This window comes from uncultured Stenotrophomonas sp., assembly GCF_963519925.1.
Classification (GTDB): domain Bacteria; phylum Pseudomonadota; class Gammaproteobacteria; order Xanthomonadales; family Xanthomonadaceae; genus Stenotrophomonas; species Stenotrophomonas maltophilia_AE.
Map to the genome: position 1 here is coordinate 1 of NZ_CAUQPH010000022.1, position 18,308 is coordinate 18,308.

The window sequence follows — 18,308 nt, forward strand, 5'->3', positions numbered from 1 at the left end:
GTATCGGCGGTCGTTTGGGAACCGACCCTACCGGGCCAGCGCCCCGGCATGGGGGGCATGGCGGGCATGGCGGGCATGCCGGGCGTGGCCGACATTGCCGGCATTGCCGACAAGACCGGCATGACCGGCATGGCCCGGCATGACCCGGCATGACCGGCGTGGCCGGCATGGCCGGCATGGCCCAGCATGGTCGGCATGGTCGGCATGGCCCAGCATGGCCGGCATGGCCCGGCATGGCCCGGCATGACCGGCATGGCCGGCATGGCGCCCGCATGGGTAGGGTCGCATCCCTATCGACCGCACGCGCGGGTGGGTACCCCGGTTGGGCATGACCTTTGCCGGAGAAGCGCGGTTTCCAGCAGCGCCGGTGGTTCAGAACGTGGTCTGTATGGCGAACTCCACGCGTGACCCGGCGTTGCTTCCGAACAATCGCTTCGCCGCGCCATCGGTGTCGTGCGCGGTCAGGCGAATTTCCCACGGCCCTTGCACGTTCCAGATGGCGCTCAGCTGGCCGTGCAGGTAGTCGTCGGCGTACGCGCTGTCGAGCCAGTACTGGCCCACCGCGCCTTCGATCCGCCACTGCTCGCCCAGCGGCAGCCGCGCGCCAATCTGCGCATAGGTGCCGGTGGTGCCGCTGGCCAATGCATCGTCGGAAACGCCGACGCTCACCCAGTAACGCTCCTTCCAGGTCAGGGTGCTGTTGAGCTCGGTCCAGTCCAGGTCCACGCGGGTGGACGGGTACAGGTAACGGGTGAGGTTGACGTCCAGTGCCCAGTCCGGCGCCAGCTGGCCGCCCCACCCGGCCACGATGTCGAACTCGCTCCGCGCGCCCACGTCCGGCTCGAACGACACCCCCGACCCCCATACCGACGCATACCAGCCTGATGCGCTGCCCAGCTTGACGCCGGCCTGCACGGTGGGATCTTCCAGGGTCTGCGAACTGCCGCGCCACACGTAGTCCGTGGTCAGCGTGGCGTTGCCGCTCACGGCGGCAGATGCCGCGCCACTCAGCGCCAGGCCGAGCACCAGACCACCGATCCGGCGCACGCTGCGCCGTGTTTCCTGTATTGCCACCACGTCCACCACTCAAGAAAACGGCCGCGCCGTCGAGGTGCGTAGTGTGTTGAGCGCAGGCGTAAAGGCGCCATGTGGCGCGGCCGCACTCCGCGCAAATTCGGCGTAAAAGCTGCAGTGGAATCCTGCCAACCCATGGCTCCCTGGACCGCCCTGCCGGCCAACGGCCGGCGCTACGGACGGGCCGCGCTATCATGTCGGTCCTGACTGACCTGCAGCGAGAATGGCGTGGACGCGATCCTGACCCCGGTGTCGATTGGCGAGCTGATCGACAAGATCACCATCCTGGAAATCAAGGCCGAACGCATCACCGATGCGGGCAAGGTGGCCAATGTGCGCACCGAACTGGAAGGCCTGCTGCCGCTGTGGCAGGAGCTGCTGGCCGCGCAGCCGGGGCTGGAGCCGCTCAAGGCGCGGCTCAAGGACATCAACGTGCAGATGTGGGACATCCAGGACCAGCTGCGCGACAAGGAAGCGGCGCAGGTGTTCGATGATCAGTTCATCCAGCTGGCGCGTGGCGTATATGGCACCAACGGCGAACGCTCGAAGGTGAAGAACGAGATCAACCGGCTGGCCGGTTCGCAGCTGGTGGAAGAAAAGCAGTACCAGGGCGAATGATCGTCGCCCCGTAGGGTGCTGGTTGGCATTGCGGCAGCCACGCAGGGCGTGGCTCTACCGCCCTCTGCCAACGCGTTGTGCCACCACCCCGTAGAGCCACGCCCTGCGTGGCTGGATCCATCAACGCGCGGTAGCAGCAAGGAACCGCTCGCGGTCCTGCTGGGTGCGCCGGCGGATCTCCGCCAGCGCTTCATTTTCCGTAGCTTCCAGCATCGATTCGAACAGCCGCTGGAAATGATTGCGCATGGCCGTGCGGGCCGCACCCGGGTCGCGCTGGCGCAGGCCATCGAGGATGGCGGTGTGTTCGTCGTTGCGGGTGTCGCCGTCGTTGTGGCACACGTTGGCATATACCTGGCGCACGCGCGGCAGCTCGTTGCGCATGCGCCAGATCAGCTGCACGCAGTGCTCCACCACCGGGTTGCCGGCAATCCGCGCAATGGCCAGGTGGAACTGGCGATCGGCCTCGCTGGCCGCCGCCTCGGTCGAAGCCGGGTCGGTCATGGCCGCGATCAGGCCTTCCAGCATGTCCACTTCGGCATCGGTGATGCGGCTGGCCGCCATCGCCGCCGCCTCGGCTTCGATCACCGCCCGCGCGGCGGTGAGGTCGAAGGCCGAGACGTCCGGCAATGCCCCCGGCGCCGCCGACGGGCGCGCCTTCACATACACGCCCGAGCCGGTCTTGATGGTGATCAGGCCCTGCGCTTCCAGTGCGATCTCCGCCTCGCGCACGGTCACCCGGCTCACTCCCAGCCGTTCGGCCAGGTCGCGTTCGCCGGGCAGGCGCGAGCCGGGCGGGAATTCGCCCTTCTCGATCAGCGCGACGATTTCGGCGGCAATGGACTGGTAAAGGCGGGGTTCGGACATCATCAAGGCCTGGCTGTACGGTGGCTGGGGACCATCACGCTCGTTTAGAACCGGTAGCGTACCCCGAGATAATACCGCCGCCCGTAGGTGGTGTACTCGCGGAAGCTGCCCAGGATGGGCATATCCGACACCCGGGGCTCGTCAGTGAGGTTGCTGGCCGACAACGATACCGACAGGTTCCTGTTGACCTTGTAGGTGGCGCGGAAGTCGAGCGAGCCATTGTCCCGGACATAACGGTTCTGCGCGGGGTCGCCAACGAACTGCTGGTAGTAGTCGGAGCGGTACTTGTAGATCGCCTGCAGGTCCAGCTTGCCCAGGCCCCAGTACACCTGCGCCGAGGCCACGTGCTTGGACAGGCCGAAGATGTTGGCCGGCTCCACGATGCCCGGGGTGACCAGGCCGGTGGCCGGATCGGTGGACTCGCCCAGGCGCAGGTCTTCGGTCTTGAAGTTGGAATGGGCGTAGTTGTAGCTGGCCTTCACGCCCAGCCCGGAGAAGATGCCCGGCAGGTAGGAGAAGGCATGCGAGCCAGTGAGCTCGAAGCCGATCAGGTCGCTCTTCTGGTCACTGGTGGCCAGCTGCTCGACCGGCACGGTCACGCTCACGCCATCGATGTCGAACGCCTCACCCACCACCACCGGCACCGAGCCGCCGTTGAACTGCTTGTAGTACACGGCAGTGGAGAGCATGGAATCGGCATTGGCGTACCACTCCAGCGACACATCGGCATTCCACGACATCAGCGGGGTGGCGCGCGGGTTGCCGGTGGCGGTGATGTTGCCCAGCGCGTCGGCGACGCTGCCGAACTCGGTGTCCACTTCGTCCAGGTTGAAGCTGCGGCCGTAACCCAGTGCGGCCAGGTCGGGGCGCGACATCGCGCGGTAGGCGGCCACGCGCAGCAGCAGGTCCGGGCGCAGTTCGAAGGCGGCGTTGAAGCTCGGCAGCCACTCGTTGTTGCTGGACTTGAGCACCTGCCGGGTGAAGTCGCCGGTGGGCCGCAGGGTCACGGTGCCGTCGGGGTTGTTGACCACGTCCAGCCCGCTGCGCAGGCCCATCGACCGCACGTCGGTATGCACCCAGCGCACGCCGATGTTGCCGGTAACCGGCACACCGAACCATTCGCTGCTGTAGTCGCCCATCAGGTAGATGGCGCTGGTCTTCTCGGTCACGTCGTTGTTGGCCGGGTCGCGCAGGTCCGCGCTCAGGCCGGTGTCGTCGGCGCCGGTGAACGCCTTGAACAGGCAGCGGCTGTCGAAGGTGGCCCACTGGTCGATGGTGTTGCCGCTGGCATTGGCCAGGAAGTCGTCCTGCGGGAAGGCCTGGCGGCAGGCGCGGTTGGCAGCGCGGATCGCAGCGACATTGGTGGTGGTGACATCCACGGTGTCGGTGAAGTCGGTGTAGGTCGCTTCGGAACGCCGCAGGCCACCCTTCAGCGCGGTGAAGAAGCCGCTCTCCGGCGTGAACGCCGCATCGAAGCGGCCGGCACGGATGGTGTGCTCGCGGTCCTGCTGGCGCCGCCGGATAAGCGCCGAATCGGTGAAGTTGTCCGGGTTGTTGACGTCGAACGCCGGATCCAGATGGATGCTGGGTACGTCGCCGCTGTAGTCGTAGGAGTAGTCCACGTAGCGGGTGTTCTTGATCCCCGCGACCGGGTTGCCGTTGACGTCGGTACGGCCGGCGCGCAGGCGGGTGGAACGTTCAATCTGCGAGCGTTCGGTATTGGAGTAGGACAGGTCGGTGGACAGCATCCACGCCGGGCTGGGCCGCACGATCAGGTTCAGGCCACCGCCGGTGTATTCCTCGTTGCGCTCGAGGAAATTGCCGGTGGAATCGATGGTGGTGCTGCCGGTGTGGCTGAGCAGCGCACCGTCATCGCTGACCACGCGGTTGTTGATGTTGCGCATCATCGACGACAGCGTGAGGTCGGAGCGGTCTTCGGTGTAGTCGCGCTTGGAGTGCTGGTAATCCAGGTTGACTTCGACCGCTTCGTTGGGCCGCCACTGCAGCGCGCCGAACTGTGAATCGCGCTTGTCGTGTTCGATGAACTGGCGGTACAGGCGGCTGCCGGGCACCAAGTAGTACGGCACGCCGTTGGCGACGTCGTTGCCGTTGACCTGGGTGCAGTTGCGGGTGGCACCGACCACTTCGCGGCCATCGCAGGCGGCCCACGTGGTGCTGCTGGAGAACATTTCTTCCGGGTTGCTGCCTTCCAGCGCCTGCAGGCCAAGCGACACGCCCAGCTTGCCGCCGTTGCTGAACTCGAACTGGTCGATGTAGCTGGCGGTACCGCGCCAGCCCACGCCATCGCCGTCCTTGAGGCGGTCGTCGTACTCCTGCCAGGTGCCGCGGCCGTCCAGCTGGATGGTCTGCTTGCCGTACTCCAGCGGTTTGACGGTTTCCATGTTGACCGTGCCGGCGACGCCGCCTTCGACAAAGTCGGCGCGCTGGGTCTTGTAGATCGCCACGGTGTTGATCAGCTCCGACGGGAACTGGTTGAAGTTCACCGAGCGGTCGCCGCTGCCGTTGGTGGCCTCGCGCCCGTTGAAGGTGGACGAGCCCAGGAACGGACCCAGGCCACGGATCGAGATTTCCGAGGCGCCACCCTTTTCGCGGTGGGTGGACGCGCCGGTGATGGTTTCGATGGCTTCGCCGATGGACAGCGCCGGCAGGTCGCCGATGTCTTCCGCCGACAGCACGTCGGAGACCACGGTCTCCTCCCGCTTCTTGTCGATCGAGGTCTGGATGGTGCCGCGGGTCCCGGTCACCTGGACCTGGTCAAGCGTGGTGGCCTGCTGCGCCGGCGGGGTGGCCGGGGCGGCGTCCTGCGCGTGCACCAGCGGCACGGCTGCGGTAGCGCACAGGGCATAGAACAGCGCGCTGTGCAGCGCGGTGTGGCGGAAGCCTCGTGGCGAGGCCGTACGGCGGTCATGCAACATCGTGATCTCCCTCCCAGGATGGATCGTCCGACTACACGGATTCGATCCGGAAGATTCACGGTTGGAAGACCAATGTCAATGAATTGGTACTAAAGTCTACCCCGGTGATGTGCCTAGACCACTTAGGACCACTTTTATGTGCGCATGCAGCAGGATTTTGCGCAAAGCGCTTACCAGATGCGTCTAAAGTGGTATGCGATTCTGGTTGACTGTTGCGCGGTGGAGGCTGTTACCATCCGGACTCGCGTTGGCGTCCATGGTGATCTGGGAGGGTTAGCCGGTGGCACAGCAACATGATGTGGGTCCGGGTGAGGCGGTGAAGCGTTGGTGTTGGTGGGGTCCGTGCGTTAAAGCGCCGATTGGCCGTACGGGCGGGCGTTTGGGAACCGCCCCTACCATTCTGGCACTGCTCCTCTGTCCTGGGTTTGCCTGGTCGGCAGAGTACCTTGTGCACGACGCGGCCGGGTACGCCGCCGCTGCCAAGGGCTTGAAACCGGGCGATACCGTCGTTCTGGCTGACGGAATCTGGCGGGATGTGGACCTGCTGCTGACGGGCACCGGTAAAATTGGTCAACCAATTCGTCTGACTGCACAGACGCCGGGCAAAGTGATCCTCAGCGGGCAGTCGCAGCTGCGGCTGGCTGGCACCTATCTGGAGGTGTCCAACCTGGTGTTCCGCGATGGCTGGGCGCCGGGCGGCGAGGTGGTGAGCTTCCGCCGCTCCTCCAGTGCCTGGGCCGAGCACAGCCGGGTTACCGGCATCGTCATCGATGGCTATAACAAGCCCGACCGCGCCCAGTCCGACAACTGGGTGGCGATGTACGGCCGCTTCAACCGCTTCGACCACAACCAGCTGGTGGGCAAGACCAACGCCGGCACCACCCTGGTGGTGGTACGCAACGCCACCAGCGGCCTGGACAACCGCCACCGCATCGACCACAACTGGTTCGGGCCACGCCCCAACCTGGGCAGCAACGGCGGCGAGACCATCCGGGTGGGCACCAGCCACGATTCGCAGTCGGCCTCGAACACGGTGATGGAGAACAACTGGTTCGAGCACTGCGATGGCGAAGTGGAGATCGTCTCCAACAAGTCCGGCGGCAACCTCTACCGCGGCAACGTGTTCAAGGAGTCGCGCGGCTCGATGGTGCTGCGCCATGGCCACGGCAATGTGGTGGAGCGCAATGTGTTCCTGGGCAACGGCAAGGCGCACACCGGTGGGGTGCGGGTGATCAACCGCGACCAGATCGTGCGCGACAACTACTTCGAAGGGGTGGCCGGCGACGGCTTCGCCGCGGCGCTGGCGGTGATGGCCGGCACCCGCGATGCACCGCTCAACCGCTATGAGCAGGTCGACAACGCGCTGATCCGCCACAACAGCTTCGTGCAGGCGCGTTACCTGTTCCTCGGTGCAGGGCTGGACGAGGAGCGCAACGCCATGCCGGTGCGCAGCCGGATCGCCGACAACCTGTTCGTCGGCGATGGCAGCCGCGAGCTGTTGCGCACGCAGGGCGACCTTTCCGGCATTGCCTTCAGCGGCAACCTGCAGAGCCCCACGGCATCGCCCGGTTTCCCCAACGGCGTTCAGGGCCGTAGCCTCACCCTGCAGCGCGCGGCCAACGGGCTGTTGTATCCGCCGGCCGGCATCGAGGTCGGCGCACCGCGCGACCTGGCGCCGGTGCCGCGCGAACAGGTCGGGGTGGCGTGGTATCCCAAGCAGCTGACCCGGACCGCGCTGGACAGCGGCCGCGAGCACCGCGTGGCGCCGGGCGAAGACTCGCTGGTGACAGCGGTGGCGGCCAGCGCCGCGGGCGACCGCCTGCAGCTGCAGGCCGGCGATTACCGCATCAGCCAAGTGCTGGCGGTGGGCCACCCGCTGAGCGTGGTGGGTCCGGCCAAGGGCAAGGCCACGCTGCGCTTTTCGCGCCCGTCGCTGTTCGAGATCCGCCCCGGCGGTTCGCTGCGCCTGGCCGGGCTGGACATCGACGGCAGCCTGGCGCCGGACGCCGCCGGCAATGCGGTTATCCGCGTGCCGCCGGGCAGCCAGGCCTTCGATTACACGCTGGAGATCGCCAACAGCCGCATCCACGACCTGAGCAGCAACAAGGCCTTCGATGTGATCAACACCGGCAAGGGCACGTTTGCCGCGTCGATCCGGCTGCAGGGGGTGACGGTGCGCGACATCAGCGGCAGCGTGATCGCCGCTGCCGCCGAGACCGACGACCTGGGCACTTACAACGCCGAAACCGTGGAGATCATCGATTCGGTGTTCCAGCGGGTCGGCGGCCCATTGGTGAACCTCTACCGCGGCGGCACCGATGAAAGCACCTTCGGCCCGGCCTTCCAGCTGCGCGGCAGCCGCCTGGAACAGGTCGGCAACGCCGGCGACACCAGCCTGCGCCTGCACGGCGTGCAGCAGGCCCACCTGAGCGACACCACGTGGCTGCGCAGCGGCCGGGTGCGATTCACCCACCAGACCGGCGAGCCCACGCTGCGCCTGCGCAACACCACGTTCACCGCTACGGCGGCGCTGCAGTCCGATCTTCCAGCCGAGACTTTGCCATGACGCGTTCCACGCCCCTGATGCTGCTGCTGGCGGCCACTTTCAGCGCCTGCGCGCTGCCCGTCGCGCACGCGCAGGCGCCCAGCGCCGCCGCGCGCGGCACCCAGGCCGACACCGCACCGGTGCTGGTCACCGCCGCGCAGTGGGAGCAGATGCGCCGCGACGGTGCCGGCTACCCGATGTTCGCCAGGGAACAGGCGCGTGCGGAAAAACTCGTGCGTGCCATGATGAAGGCCGGCATCGACGTGCCGGTACCCAAGGACAAGGGCGGCGGCTACACCCACGAACAGCACAAGCGCAATTACCAGGCCATCCAGGCCGCGGGCGCGCTGTACCGGCTCACCGGCGACAAGGCGTATGCGAACTTCGCGCGCGATGTGCTCCTCGGCTACGCCAAGCTGTACCCCGGCCTGGGGGCGCATCCGGAAGGACGCGGGCAGATTCCCGGGCGACTGTTCTGGCAGACCCTCAATGATTCGGTGTGGCTGGTCAACGCCGTGCAGGGCTACGACGCGATCCGCGACAGCCTCAGCGCCGATGAGCGCCGCACCATCGACGACAACGTGTTCCGGGCGATGGCACGGTTCCTGAGCGGCAGCCCGGAGAACTTCGACAAGATCCACAACCACGCGACCTGGGCGGTGGCCGCCACCGGCATGACCGGCTACGTGCTGCGGGATCCGGTGCTGGTGGACCAGGCGCTGGAAGGCAGCAGGCGCGATGGCAGCGCCGGCTTCCTCAAGCAGGTGGACCAGCTGTTCTCGCCGGATGGCTATTACGAAGAAGGCCTGTACTACCAGCGGTATGCGCTGGCGCCGTTCATCCTGTTCGCCAACGCTGTACAGCGCAACGAACCCGACCGCGGAATCTTCAAGCGCCGCGACGGGGTGCTGCTCAAGGCGGTGGATGCGCTGGTGCAGAGCAGCTATGGCGGCTACTTCATCCCGATCAACGACGCGATCCTGGACAAGGGCCTGGACACCGAAGAGCTCGTGGCAGGCATCGACATCGCGTACGCCAACACCGGAGATGCACGGTTGCTGTCGGTCGCCAAGGACCAGAAGCGCGTGCTGCTCTCGCCCGAAGGGCTGCAGGTGGCCAAGGCGCTGGCTGAAAACAAGGCCAAGCCCTATGACTTCGTGCCCACCCTGCTGCGCGACGGTCCGGACGGCACCGAAGGCGCGCTGGCGATCCTGCGCATGGGTGGCGAGGACGGCCAGGCGCTGGTGATGAAGAACACCAAGCAGGGCATGGGCCACGGCCACTTCGACAAGCTCAACTGGCTGTTCTACGACAACCGCCAGCGCGTGGTCACCGACTACGGCGCGGCGCGCTTCCTCAACATCGAAGCCAAGTCCGGCGGCATCTACTTGCCCGAGAACACCAGCTGGGCGCGGCAGACGCTGGCGCACAACACGCTGGTGGTGAACGAGCAGAGCCACTTCGGCGGTGACTGGAAGAAGGGCCAGCCGCTGTCGCCGGCCCCGCTGCTGTTCGCGGTGACCGACGACACCCAGATCGTGTCGGCACGCATGGACGGTGCGTACGACGGCGTGAGCTTCACCCGCACCCAGGCGCTGCTGTCGCACCCCTCGCTGGGCCAGCCGGTGGTGCTGGACCTGCTGCGCGTTGACGGCAACAAACCGGCCCGCTACGACCTGCCGCTGCACTTCAACGGCCACATCATGGACGTCGGCTTCAAGGCGCAGTCGGCCGTGGCCACCCGGCCGGTGCTGGGCACGGCCAACGGCTACCAGCACGTGTGGGTGGATGCCTCCAGCGACCCCTCCACCGAGGCCCGCAGCCTGACCTGGCTGCTGGATGGGCGCTTCTACACCTACCGTTTCGCCAGCACCGCGCCGTCGCGCGCGTTGATCGGCGAAAGCGGCGCCAACGACCCGTCGTTCAACCTGCGCCGCGAGCCGCTGCTGCTGCAGCGCGTGGATGGCCAGGCCAGCACCACCTTCTACGGCGTGCTGGAACCGCATGGGCAGTACGACGGCACGGCCGAAACCGTGCGCGGCGCCAACAGCCGCATCGATGCGATCACCCACTACCGTGGCAAGGACGCCAGCGTGCTGGTGCTGGCGCTGGCGGGCGGCAAGCGGGTGGCACTGGGGGTGGCCGATGATCCGTCCAAGGGCGGCACGCACGAAGTGAGCGGGAACGGCCAGCGCTGGACCTGGACCGGCGGCTGGAAGCGCTTCGACACCGCCAGCGGCAAGGACGGCAAATGAAGATCACGAGCAAGGCAACGTCCTACGTACGCTGGCTGATCGTGGCCCTGATCGCGGTGGCCACGGTGATCAACTACATCGACCGCAACGCACTGGCGGTGATGTGGCCGCAGATCTCCAAGGACGTGGGCGCCACCAAGGAAGACTACGCGCTGCTGGTCACGGTGTTCATGCTGTTCTACGCCGCCGGCCAGTTCGTGTTCGGCCGGCTGTTCGACATCATCGGCACCCGGCTGGGCTTTGCCCTGTCGATCGCGGTGTGGTCGATCTCGATCGCACTGCACTCGGTCACCCATTCGATCCTGTCCTTCAGCATCGTGCGCGCCATGCTGGGCATCAGCGAAGCCGGCGCCTGGCCGGGTGCGGTGAAGGCCAATGCGGAATGGTTCCCGGCGCGCGAACGGGCCCTGGCGCAGGGCGTGTTCAATGCCGGCGCGTCCGTTGGCGCGATCGTGTCGGCGCCGCTGATCGCGGTGCTGTTCCTGTGGCTGGGATGGCGCGGCACGTTCATCCTGATCGGCGCGATCGGTTTCGTCTGGCTTCTGCCATGGCTGATCATCTACCGCGCCGGCCCGGACAAACATCCGTGGGTAAGCGCGGCCGAGCGCGCGCTGATCCTGGACGCGCCGGCCGAACAGCCGGCGGTGCCCAAGGCCGAGTACGCGCCCAACGTGCGCCAGTTGCTGGGCCACCGGCAGACCTGGGGCATCCTGATCTCGCGCTTCTTCCTGGATCCGATCTGGTGGCTGTTCGTGTCCTGGCTGCCGATCTACCTGGCCGATACTTTCGGCTTCGACATCAAGCAGATCGGCATCTTCGCCTGGGTGCCCTACGTGGGCGCGATGATCGGCAGCCTCGGCGGCGGCTGGCTGTCCGGCCGGCTGATCGGCGCCGGCTGGAGCGTGGACCGCGCGCGCAAATGGGTGATCACCCTGGGCGGGGCGATCATGGCGCCTGCGCTGGTGGGCGCGGTGCTGGCCACCGACCCGGTCTGGGCGGTGGTGACCATCGCTTTCGTGCTGCTCGGCTTCCAGATCGCCATCGGCAACATCCAGACCCTGCCCGGCGACATCTTCAGCGGCAAATCGGTGGGCTCGCTGGCCGGGCTGGGCGGCATGGCCGCGGTGGCCGGCACGCTGATCACCACCTGGCTGGTGCCGGTGATGACCCGCGAGTCCTACGCACCGATCTTCATCCTGGTGGCGGCGCTGGTGCCCGCCTCCCTGCTCGCCCTGTGGCTGGTGACCGGACGCGTCGAGAAGGTCGACGCGCCGCCGCACCGCTGAATTTCCTTTTCCCCCTCGCATCACTGGAGTAACGAATGAATCAGTTCAAGGACAAGGTGGCGATCGTCACCGGTGGCGGCCGCGATATCGGCCGTGAGATCTCGCTGAAGCTGGCCGCGGCCGGCGCCAAGGTGTGCATCAACTACGCCAACGACGAAGCCAGCGCGCAGGAAACCCTGCAGCAGGTGCAGGCCGCCGGCGGCACCGCCATCGTGCACCGCGCCGACGTGACCGACGCGCAGGCCGTGGCCGGCATGGTTGCCGCCACGCAGGCTGCGTTCGGGCCACGGATCGACGTGCTGGTGAACGTGGCCGGTGGCATGGTGCAGCGCCGCCCGCTGGCCGAGATCGACCCGGCGTTCTTCCACAAGGTGATGGACCTCAACATGAGCTCGGTCTACCTGACCACCCATGCGGTGGTGCCGCACATGCCCGAAGGCGGCGCGATCGTGAACTTCGCCTCGCAGGCCGGCCGCGATGGCGGTGGACCGGGCGCGTCGATCTACGCCACCGCCAAGGCCGCCGTGATGACCTTCACCCGCGCCATGGCCAAGGAACTGGGCCCGCGCGGTATCCGCGTCAACGCGCTGTGCTGCGGCATGATTGCCACCCGCTTCCACGATGAGTTCACCAAGCCGGAAGTGCGCACCGCCGTGGCCGGCAACACCCCGCTGCGCCGCCAAGGCTGCCCGCAGGAAGCAGCCGACACCGCCGTGTACCTGGCCTCGGACGCGGCCGGCTTCATCACCGGTGCCAACGTCGACGTCAACGGCGGCACCTACTTCTCCTGATAGACCGCTGACCGCCTGGGAGGGCCGCCATGCTGCGCTGGATCACTGCACTTTCATTTGCACTTGCCACCAGCGCCGCGGCGCTGCCCACCCAGGCCCAGGTCTGGGTACCGGCCTGGACCGCCTCGCCGGCGCCCGACCGCCAGGACGGCACGCCGGAAGCACCGGTGCAGTTCGCCAACCAGACCGTGCGCCAGGACATGCGCCTGGCCAGCTCGGCCACCGCGCTGCGCTTCCGCATCACCAACGAGCTGGGCGTGGCGCCGCTGCATATCGGCGGCGCCACCGCACAGCGCACCGGCACGGCCACGCCGGCCAAGCTGGTGACCTTCAACGGGCGCAGCGAGGTCACCGTGCCAGTGGGCGCGGTGCTGCTCAGCGACCCGGTGCCGATGGCGGTGCCGGCGCTGGCTGATGTCTCCCTCACCGTGTATTTCCCCGAACCCACCCAGCCGGCGGTGCGGCGCACCGCGCTGCGCGTTGCCGACGGCCGCCAAGCCGAGGTCGCCGACAAGGTGAAGCTGGCCTACCGGCAGAACGTGGTGTCGGCGGTGCTGGCCGAGCGCAGCAGTAAACCCATCGTCGTGGTGGCCTTGGGCGATTCGATCACCGAAGGTGCCACCGCCACGCGCGGCAGCAATGGTGATTGGCCTTCGCTGCTGGCCGCCCGCCTGCAGCAGGCCTGCCCGGACCAGGTGGTGCTGGTCAACGCCGGCATCAGCGGCAACAAGGTGATGGACCATGGCCGCAGCCACAGCGCGCTGGCCCGGCTGGACCGCGATGTGATCGCATTGCCGCACGTGGACCGGGTGATCCTGTTCGAAGGCATCAACGATATCCGCCATGACGGCGGCACCCCGCCGGTGGCCGGCCGCAACGCCGATGACATGGTGCTGGGCTACCGGCAGGTGGCCGAGCGCCTGCACAGCAACGGCATCCGCGCCATTGCCGCAACGATGACGCCGTTCGGCGGCTCTGACCGCTACGAACCCGTATCGGCCGGCACCCGCACCACGCTCAACACCTGGATGCGCGGTGGGCGCAGTGGCTTCGATGCGCTGATCGACTTCGACCAGATCCTGCGAGATCCGGCCAAGCCGGAGTTCCTGCCGGAAGCGATCACCCGCGATTTCCTGCACCCCAACGATGAAGGCTACCGGCGCATGGCCGATGGCGTGGACCTGGCCGTGCTCGGGTGCAAGGCACGATGAGCACGCAGCAGTTCCAGCTGGCACGTCACGCCAGCCCACGCTGGGCCGCGATGGCGCTGGGTGAAGTGATGTTGCGGTTCGACCCGGGCGAAGGCCGCGTGCGCAACGCCCGCCAGTTCCAGGTATGGGAAGGCGGCGGCGAGTACAACGTGGCACGCGGGTTGAGCAGCACCTTCGGCCATGCCACGGCGGTGCTGACCGCACTGCCGCGCAACGAACTGGGCCTGCTGGCCCAGCAGCTGATCCAGGCCGGCGGCGTGGACAGCAGCCAGATCCTCTGGCGCGAGTACGACGGCATTGGCCGCAACACGCGGATGGGGCTGAACTTCACCGAGCGCGGCTTCGGCGTGCGCGCGCCGCTGGGGGTTTCCGATCGGGCGTACTCGGCCGCCTCACAGCTGCAAGCCGACGAATACGACTGGGACACGCTGTTCGGCGTGCACGGGGTGCGCTGGCTGCACACCGGCGGCATCTTCGCGGCGTTGTCCGAGCGCAGCGCGCAGACGGCCATCGCTGCCGTGCGCGCGGCGCGCCGGCATGGCGTGGCGGTGTCCTACGACCTCAACTACCGCGCCAGCCTGTGGAACAGCCATCCGGACCCGGACGCGGCACGGCACGCCAACTGCGCCATCGCCGCCGAGTGCGACCTGCTCATTGGCGATGAGTACTCGTTCGCGGCCTGCCTGGGCATGGACCTGGCCGACCTGGGCCGGCGCGAGACGCCGATGGATGTGGGACCGGCCGATGCGGCCGCGCTCCGCGCAATGGAACGGTTCCCGAACCTGCAGGCGGTGGCGTTCACCCTGCGCGATGCCAGCAACGCGGCCCGCAACGGTTGGGCCGGCGCGCTGCGCAATCGGCAGGCGCTGTTCGTCTCCGCCGCGCGCGAAGTCGACCTGCTGGATCGGGTCGGCGGCGGCGATGCGTTCGTGGCCGGCGTGGTGCATGCCCTTCTGGAAGGGCTGGGCGAGCAGGCGGCGGTGGAGCTCGGCGCGGCGCATGGCGCACTGGCGATGTCCACGCCGGGCGATGCCGCGTGTACCAGCCGCGAGGAAGTGGAGGCGGTGGCGCGCGGTGACGGCGCCGCCGCGCGGCGCTAACGAGCTGCAGGACTACCCGGAGAGGCGGGAGAGTCGTCCGAGCAAGCGCAGCGCCGGGTACTCGTCGCGCCGTCGATAGGTGCGGCGGTAGTACTCGTTCCAGTAGCTGGTGGCCTGCTGACCTAGCCGCTGCATGTACAGCGGATTCTCCTGCGCAAACGAGACGTACCGTGCGGGCGGCTGCTCAGAAAGCGCGCTGTCGATGCAGGTCACGATCTCCAGGACATATTCACCCAGCAACTGCAGCACGAACGGCACCACCCATGGCTCATCTGCGAGCAGCAGAGCCCGCATGCACTCCTCACGCACATAGCCGTCGTTGTGGCGCGTTCCCAAGCACAGCGCAATCCTGCCGGTCACCCCAGGAACGCCGCAGGCATCGCGCAAGTCCTCGCGCGCGTAGTACACGCGATAAGGAAAGCGGATTGGCATGCCCTGTACCAAGACCTGCACGTCGTCCGGCGAAGTGGTTGCACAGCCTCGCTCAAGCAGATGCAGGACATGGGCCAGTTCGCTACGAGGAATAGAAGGCAGCGTGAGCATGGGACCGAGCTTAGCTCAGCGCAGCATTGATAGCGCGGACAGCCCGGATAGCGCCGACCGGGTCAAGGGGCCAGGCAATGCATCGGCGGTGAACCAGTCCAGCGCGAGGATCGCCTCAGGCTCAAGCGATGCGGCCTCGGTGTCGTCCAACGTGCGCGCCAGATAGACCGGCGCCACCCAATGCTGCTCCAGCTCGGGTTCAAAGTGGTCCACCACGCACAGCAGGCGCACTACCGCTACATGCAGCCCGGTTTCTTCCCGCACTTCGCGCACCACCGTGTCTTCCACCTTCTCCATCCAATCGACCTTGCCGCCGGGCAGGCCCCAGTGGCCCTGCTCGGGCGGACGCCCGCGCTTGACCAGCAGGACGGCACCATCGGGACGCTGGATGACGGCGCCACAGCCGACGCGGGGTTGTTGCAGTGGGGTCGGCTGGGACATGGGATTCTCCGGGGGGCGGCGGCATTATCGCCTGCGGGCCCGCGACCACCAACGGTGGCCGCCTACCGTGTGCTGTGCACCCGGGACCATCCGTGGTGGCCGCCAACCGTTGCTTCGGACGCGCGACCATCCGTGGTGGCCGCCAACCGATGGGTGCGGCGGTAGGTACCGACCGTTGGTCGGTACGCTTTTCGCGCGCACAAAAAAGGCCCGGCAATGTACCGGGCCTTGTCGCTGCGCCGGTCAGGCGCGCAGCGGAGCAATCAGACGCCGCTTACCAGCTGAAGCGCGGGCCGACCGACCATTCCTTGTCACCGTGGCGATCCATCTTGATGTCGCCGTTGATGCCCCAGTTCTGGTTCAACTTTACCTGGCCACCGAGGCGACCGTAGAACTCGCCGTCCGGGTTGATGCCACGCTTCTTGCTGTAATCCTCGTAGCCAGCCATGGCATAGACTTCGGCATGGTCGCCGAACGCGGTGCGGATACCGGCTTCGGCGCTGTAGCCGTTGAAGTCCAGGCCTTCCTTCGGGTCGTACTTGTTGTAGGCAACGCGGCCCACGAAGTCGGTGCTGGTGGCGATTTCGTGGTTGTAGCCCACGCCCACGCGCCACTGGTCAATCTTGAAGTCGCCGATGTCGGTCTTCTGCTGGCTGTACTCACCAAACGCATGGAAGTTCGGCAGGAAACCGTACGAACCCTTGACACCCCAACCGTCAGCCTTGCCACCGTCGGCATCGGTCTTGACGTAGTCGCCTTCGGCGTAATTGTAGGAAAGGCCTTCGGCAGCGGAAGCAGCGAAAGGCAGAGCGGCGGCCAGCGCCAGGGCAATCAGGGAAGTCTTCATGGGGGTACACCTTTTCTTGTTCGGTCGTGCAGTGTCGCAAGCGGCTTCTGCATCGGGAATGTAAATTCTCCGTTATTCGACACAACGCGCCCTGAAGTAGGCCGCCTTCAACGCAGCGAATTTTCGGCAACCATTCAGTCGGCGCGTGTCATACGCGCGCAATGCAATTTCGTGCCGTGCACAACGCGTGACGTAGTGACACGCCATGCGTGTCAGCGCGGTAGCTGAGCGTTCGCAAACAATCCTGGAGCGGCATACCGGCCAGAACGGCACGGCAACGCAGAATGGAATCCGGTCACGACGATACCCTCGCGGGGCGTCGCGCGTTGGGGAAGCCGCTCTTGGGGAGTAGTCGGCTAACGCGCCCATCTTCCGTATTGCACCGGCTGACGCAGCAGGGGCGTCGCACCGCAGGTCTCTTGGGGTAGGCCCTGCCCGGCTTCTGCATAGTGTGCTGAACACGGTCCGGTAAACATCAGGATGTTCCTCACTGTGGTTAGGGTTTTTCTGACCCCGGCCCCACTCCCGTGTGGCTCGCGCCGCGCACAAGCGATTGATTCTGCGCGATGACACCGCATGAACAGGGAGCCATCACGTGATTTGACGGAGGCCAGGCGCACTGTCGATTTCCCCCACGCCCATGCGTCGTACCTGTGAAGGTGCCCAGCCTGGCGCACCGGTGACCGGAGGCTGCAGATGTCCTATATCGACGGTTTCGTACTGGCCGTACCCACCGCCAACAAACAGAAGTTCATCGATCACGCCAATGAAGGCGACTCGGTATTCATCGACTTCGGCGCCACGCGCGTCGTCGAATGCTGGGCCGATGATGTCCCCCGCGGCAAGCAGACCGACTTCTTCCGCGCGGTCGAAGCCAAGGACGATGAAACGTTGGTGTTCTCCTGGGTCGAGTGGCCGGACAAGTCCACGCGCGATGCCTGCATGGAGAAGATGATGAGCGACCCGCGCATGGATCCGGAGAAAAACCCGATGCCGTTCGACGGCAAGCGGATGATCTATGGCGGCTTCGTTCCGATCGTGGATCTGGGCGGCAAGCGGTAATCCTCGACCGGACGGCGGCGACGACGCAGGCAGCCACCCACCCGGTTCAGCGGGTATGGCTGCTGTCGTCGTCCATGCGGTGCGCACTGCCCATGCCCATGCCACCGCCCATGCCCCCCATGCCGCCGCCTGCACCGCCCTTCCCGCCGCTGCCGTCGCCGCCATCAGGTCTGCCGCGCGCGCCCCCCGGCGCGGGACGCGCGGGTCCCTGGCGGGGAATGGTCACGCTGCTGGGAATGGGCGCCAGGTCCAGCGCTTCGCGGATGAAGTCGCGCAGCGACACCACCAGTTCGGCGGTGGGCACGGCGCGGCCTTCGGCCAGTTCATTGGCGGCATGCGCGGCCAGCCGCACCTGTTCGTCGGTACCCAGTAGCACGATGTCGGACAGCGCCGCTTCTACCGCATCGCGGATCCGGCGCGCACGGTCGCTACCGGTGTTGAGCGGCAGATCCAGGGTGTCGTCTTCTTCGCTGGGCAGTTGGCGCAGGTCGCGCAGGTGGCGGGGGTCGACGTGCAGCGCCCCGGTGAATGACCCACCCAGGGTCTTGTAAGCGGCGATCAAGGTACGCAGCCGCTCGTTGATCTGGCGGTTCTCGCGCTCGCGGCGCTGTTGCAGGGTCTGCATGAAGACCAGGCGGATACCCACGCCGACCAGGGTGATGACGGCCAGCCCGACCAGGGTCGAGAGCATGGCCTGCCAGGAACTGAAGTCCAGGTTGCGCATCGGTGTGCAGA

Annotated in this window: 15 protein-coding genes; 8 read left to right on the forward strand and 7 right to left on the reverse strand. The window is 66.9% G+C overall.

What is annotated here, in order from left to right; translation table 11 throughout:
• Nucleotides 1-372: 372 nt before the first annotated feature.
• On the reverse strand, nt 373-1,047 hold the full coding sequence (locus RWO33_RS06365) for a TorF family putative porin (RefSeq protein ID WP_314103348.1): 675 nt from the start codon (nt 1,045-1,047) through the stop codon (nt 373-375).
• 255 nt (nt 1,048-1,302) lie between these two features.
• Here RWO33_RS06365 and RWO33_RS06370 point away from each other — a divergent pair, with 255 nt between their 5' ends.
• The gene (locus RWO33_RS06370; RefSeq protein WP_314103351.1) at nt 1,303-1,692 is read left to right on the forward strand and encodes a DUF6165 family protein; all 390 of its coding nucleotides are present in this window, start codon (nt 1,303-1,305) and stop codon (nt 1,690-1,692) included.
• 120 nt (nt 1,693-1,812) lie between these two features.
• On the opposite strand, the gene RWO33_RS06375 is transcribed toward RWO33_RS06370, so the two are convergent.
• Together RWO33_RS06375 and RWO33_RS06380 are read right to left on the reverse strand one after the other, a co-directional pair.
• A complete protein-coding gene (locus tag RWO33_RS06375) occupies nt 1,813-2,556 on the reverse strand; it encodes a FadR/GntR family transcriptional regulator (protein ID WP_145481106.1) in 744 nt (247 codons plus the stop codon).
• 44 nt (nt 2,557-2,600) lie between these two features.
• Entirely contained in the window at nt 2,601-5,492 is a 2,892-nt protein-coding gene (locus RWO33_RS06380; RefSeq protein ID WP_314103354.1) for a TonB-dependent receptor, read from the reverse strand.
• Between the two features lie 448 nt (nt 5,493-5,940).
• On the opposite strand from RWO33_RS06380, the gene RWO33_RS06385 reads away from it, so the two are divergent.
• The 6 genes from RWO33_RS06385 to RWO33_RS06410 are packed head-to-tail and all read left to right on the forward strand — an operon-like array spanning nt 5,941 to nt 14,680.
• Nucleotides 5,941-8,058, forward strand: coding sequence for a polysaccharide lyase 6 family protein (locus tag RWO33_RS06385; RefSeq protein WP_314103356.1), 2,118 nt, complete (start codon nt 5,941-5,943; stop codon nt 8,056-8,058).
• Between the two features lie 17 nt (nt 8,059-8,075).
• Nucleotides 8,076-10,292 carry an oligoalginate lyase gene (locus RWO33_RS06390; protein ID WP_314103429.1) on the forward strand — a complete coding sequence of 739 codons (2,217 nt, stop codon included), beginning with the start codon at nt 8,076-8,078 and terminating at the stop codon, nt 10,290-10,292.
• Nucleotides 10,289-11,578: an MFS transporter gene (locus RWO33_RS06395; protein ID WP_314103358.1), complete on the forward strand. Its 1,290-nt coding sequence runs from the start codon at nt 10,289-10,291 to the stop codon at nt 11,576-11,578. The genes RWO33_RS06390 and RWO33_RS06395 overlap by 4 nt, the downstream gene beginning before the upstream one ends.
• A gap of 35 nt (nt 11,579-11,613) precedes the next feature.
• A complete protein-coding gene (locus RWO33_RS06400; RefSeq protein ID WP_314103360.1) occupies nt 11,614-12,369 on the forward strand; it encodes a glucose 1-dehydrogenase in 756 nt (251 codons plus the stop codon).
• Nucleotides 12,370-12,398: 29 nt separating this feature from the next.
• The gene (locus RWO33_RS06405) at nt 12,399-13,580 is read left to right on the forward strand and encodes a GDSL-type esterase/lipase family protein (protein WP_314103362.1); all 1,182 of its coding nucleotides are present in this window, start codon (nt 12,399-12,401) and stop codon (nt 13,578-13,580) included.
• Nucleotides 13,577-14,680, forward strand: coding sequence for a sugar kinase (locus RWO33_RS06410; RefSeq protein ID WP_314103365.1), 1,104 nt, complete (start codon nt 13,577-13,579; stop codon nt 14,678-14,680). The genes RWO33_RS06405 and RWO33_RS06410 overlap by 4 nt, the downstream gene beginning before the upstream one ends.
• A gap of 12 nt (nt 14,681-14,692) precedes the next feature.
• Here the strand turns inward: RWO33_RS06410 and RWO33_RS06415 are convergent, their stop codons facing one another.
• From RWO33_RS06415 to RWO33_RS06425, 3 genes are all read right to left on the reverse strand, one after another.
• A complete protein-coding gene (locus RWO33_RS06415; RefSeq protein ID WP_314103367.1) occupies nt 14,693-15,223 on the reverse strand; it encodes a hypothetical protein in 531 nt (176 codons plus the stop codon).
• 15 nt (nt 15,224-15,238) lie between these two features.
• On the reverse strand, nt 15,239-15,664 hold the full coding sequence (locus RWO33_RS06420; protein ID WP_314103369.1) for an NUDIX domain-containing protein: 426 nt from the start codon (nt 15,662-15,664) through the stop codon (nt 15,239-15,241).
• 274 nt (nt 15,665-15,938) lie between these two features.
• Entirely contained in the window at nt 15,939-16,511 is a 573-nt protein-coding gene (locus RWO33_RS06425) for an Ax21 family protein (protein ID WP_145481088.1), read from the reverse strand.
• A gap of 696 nt (nt 16,512-17,207) precedes the next feature.
• Between RWO33_RS06425 and RWO33_RS06430 the strand changes: the two genes are divergently transcribed.
• Nucleotides 17,208-17,573, forward strand: a complete 366-nt coding sequence (locus RWO33_RS06430) for a DUF1428 domain-containing protein (protein ID WP_314103372.1) — start codon at nt 17,208-17,210, stop codon at nt 17,571-17,573.
• Nucleotides 17,574-17,619: 46 nt separating this feature from the next.
• Here the strand turns inward: RWO33_RS06430 and RWO33_RS06435 are convergent, their stop codons facing one another.
• Nucleotides 17,620-18,297, reverse strand: coding sequence for a hypothetical protein (locus tag RWO33_RS06435; RefSeq protein ID WP_314103374.1), 678 nt, complete (start codon nt 18,295-18,297; stop codon nt 17,620-17,622).
• Nucleotides 18,298-18,308: the final 11 nt, after the last annotated feature.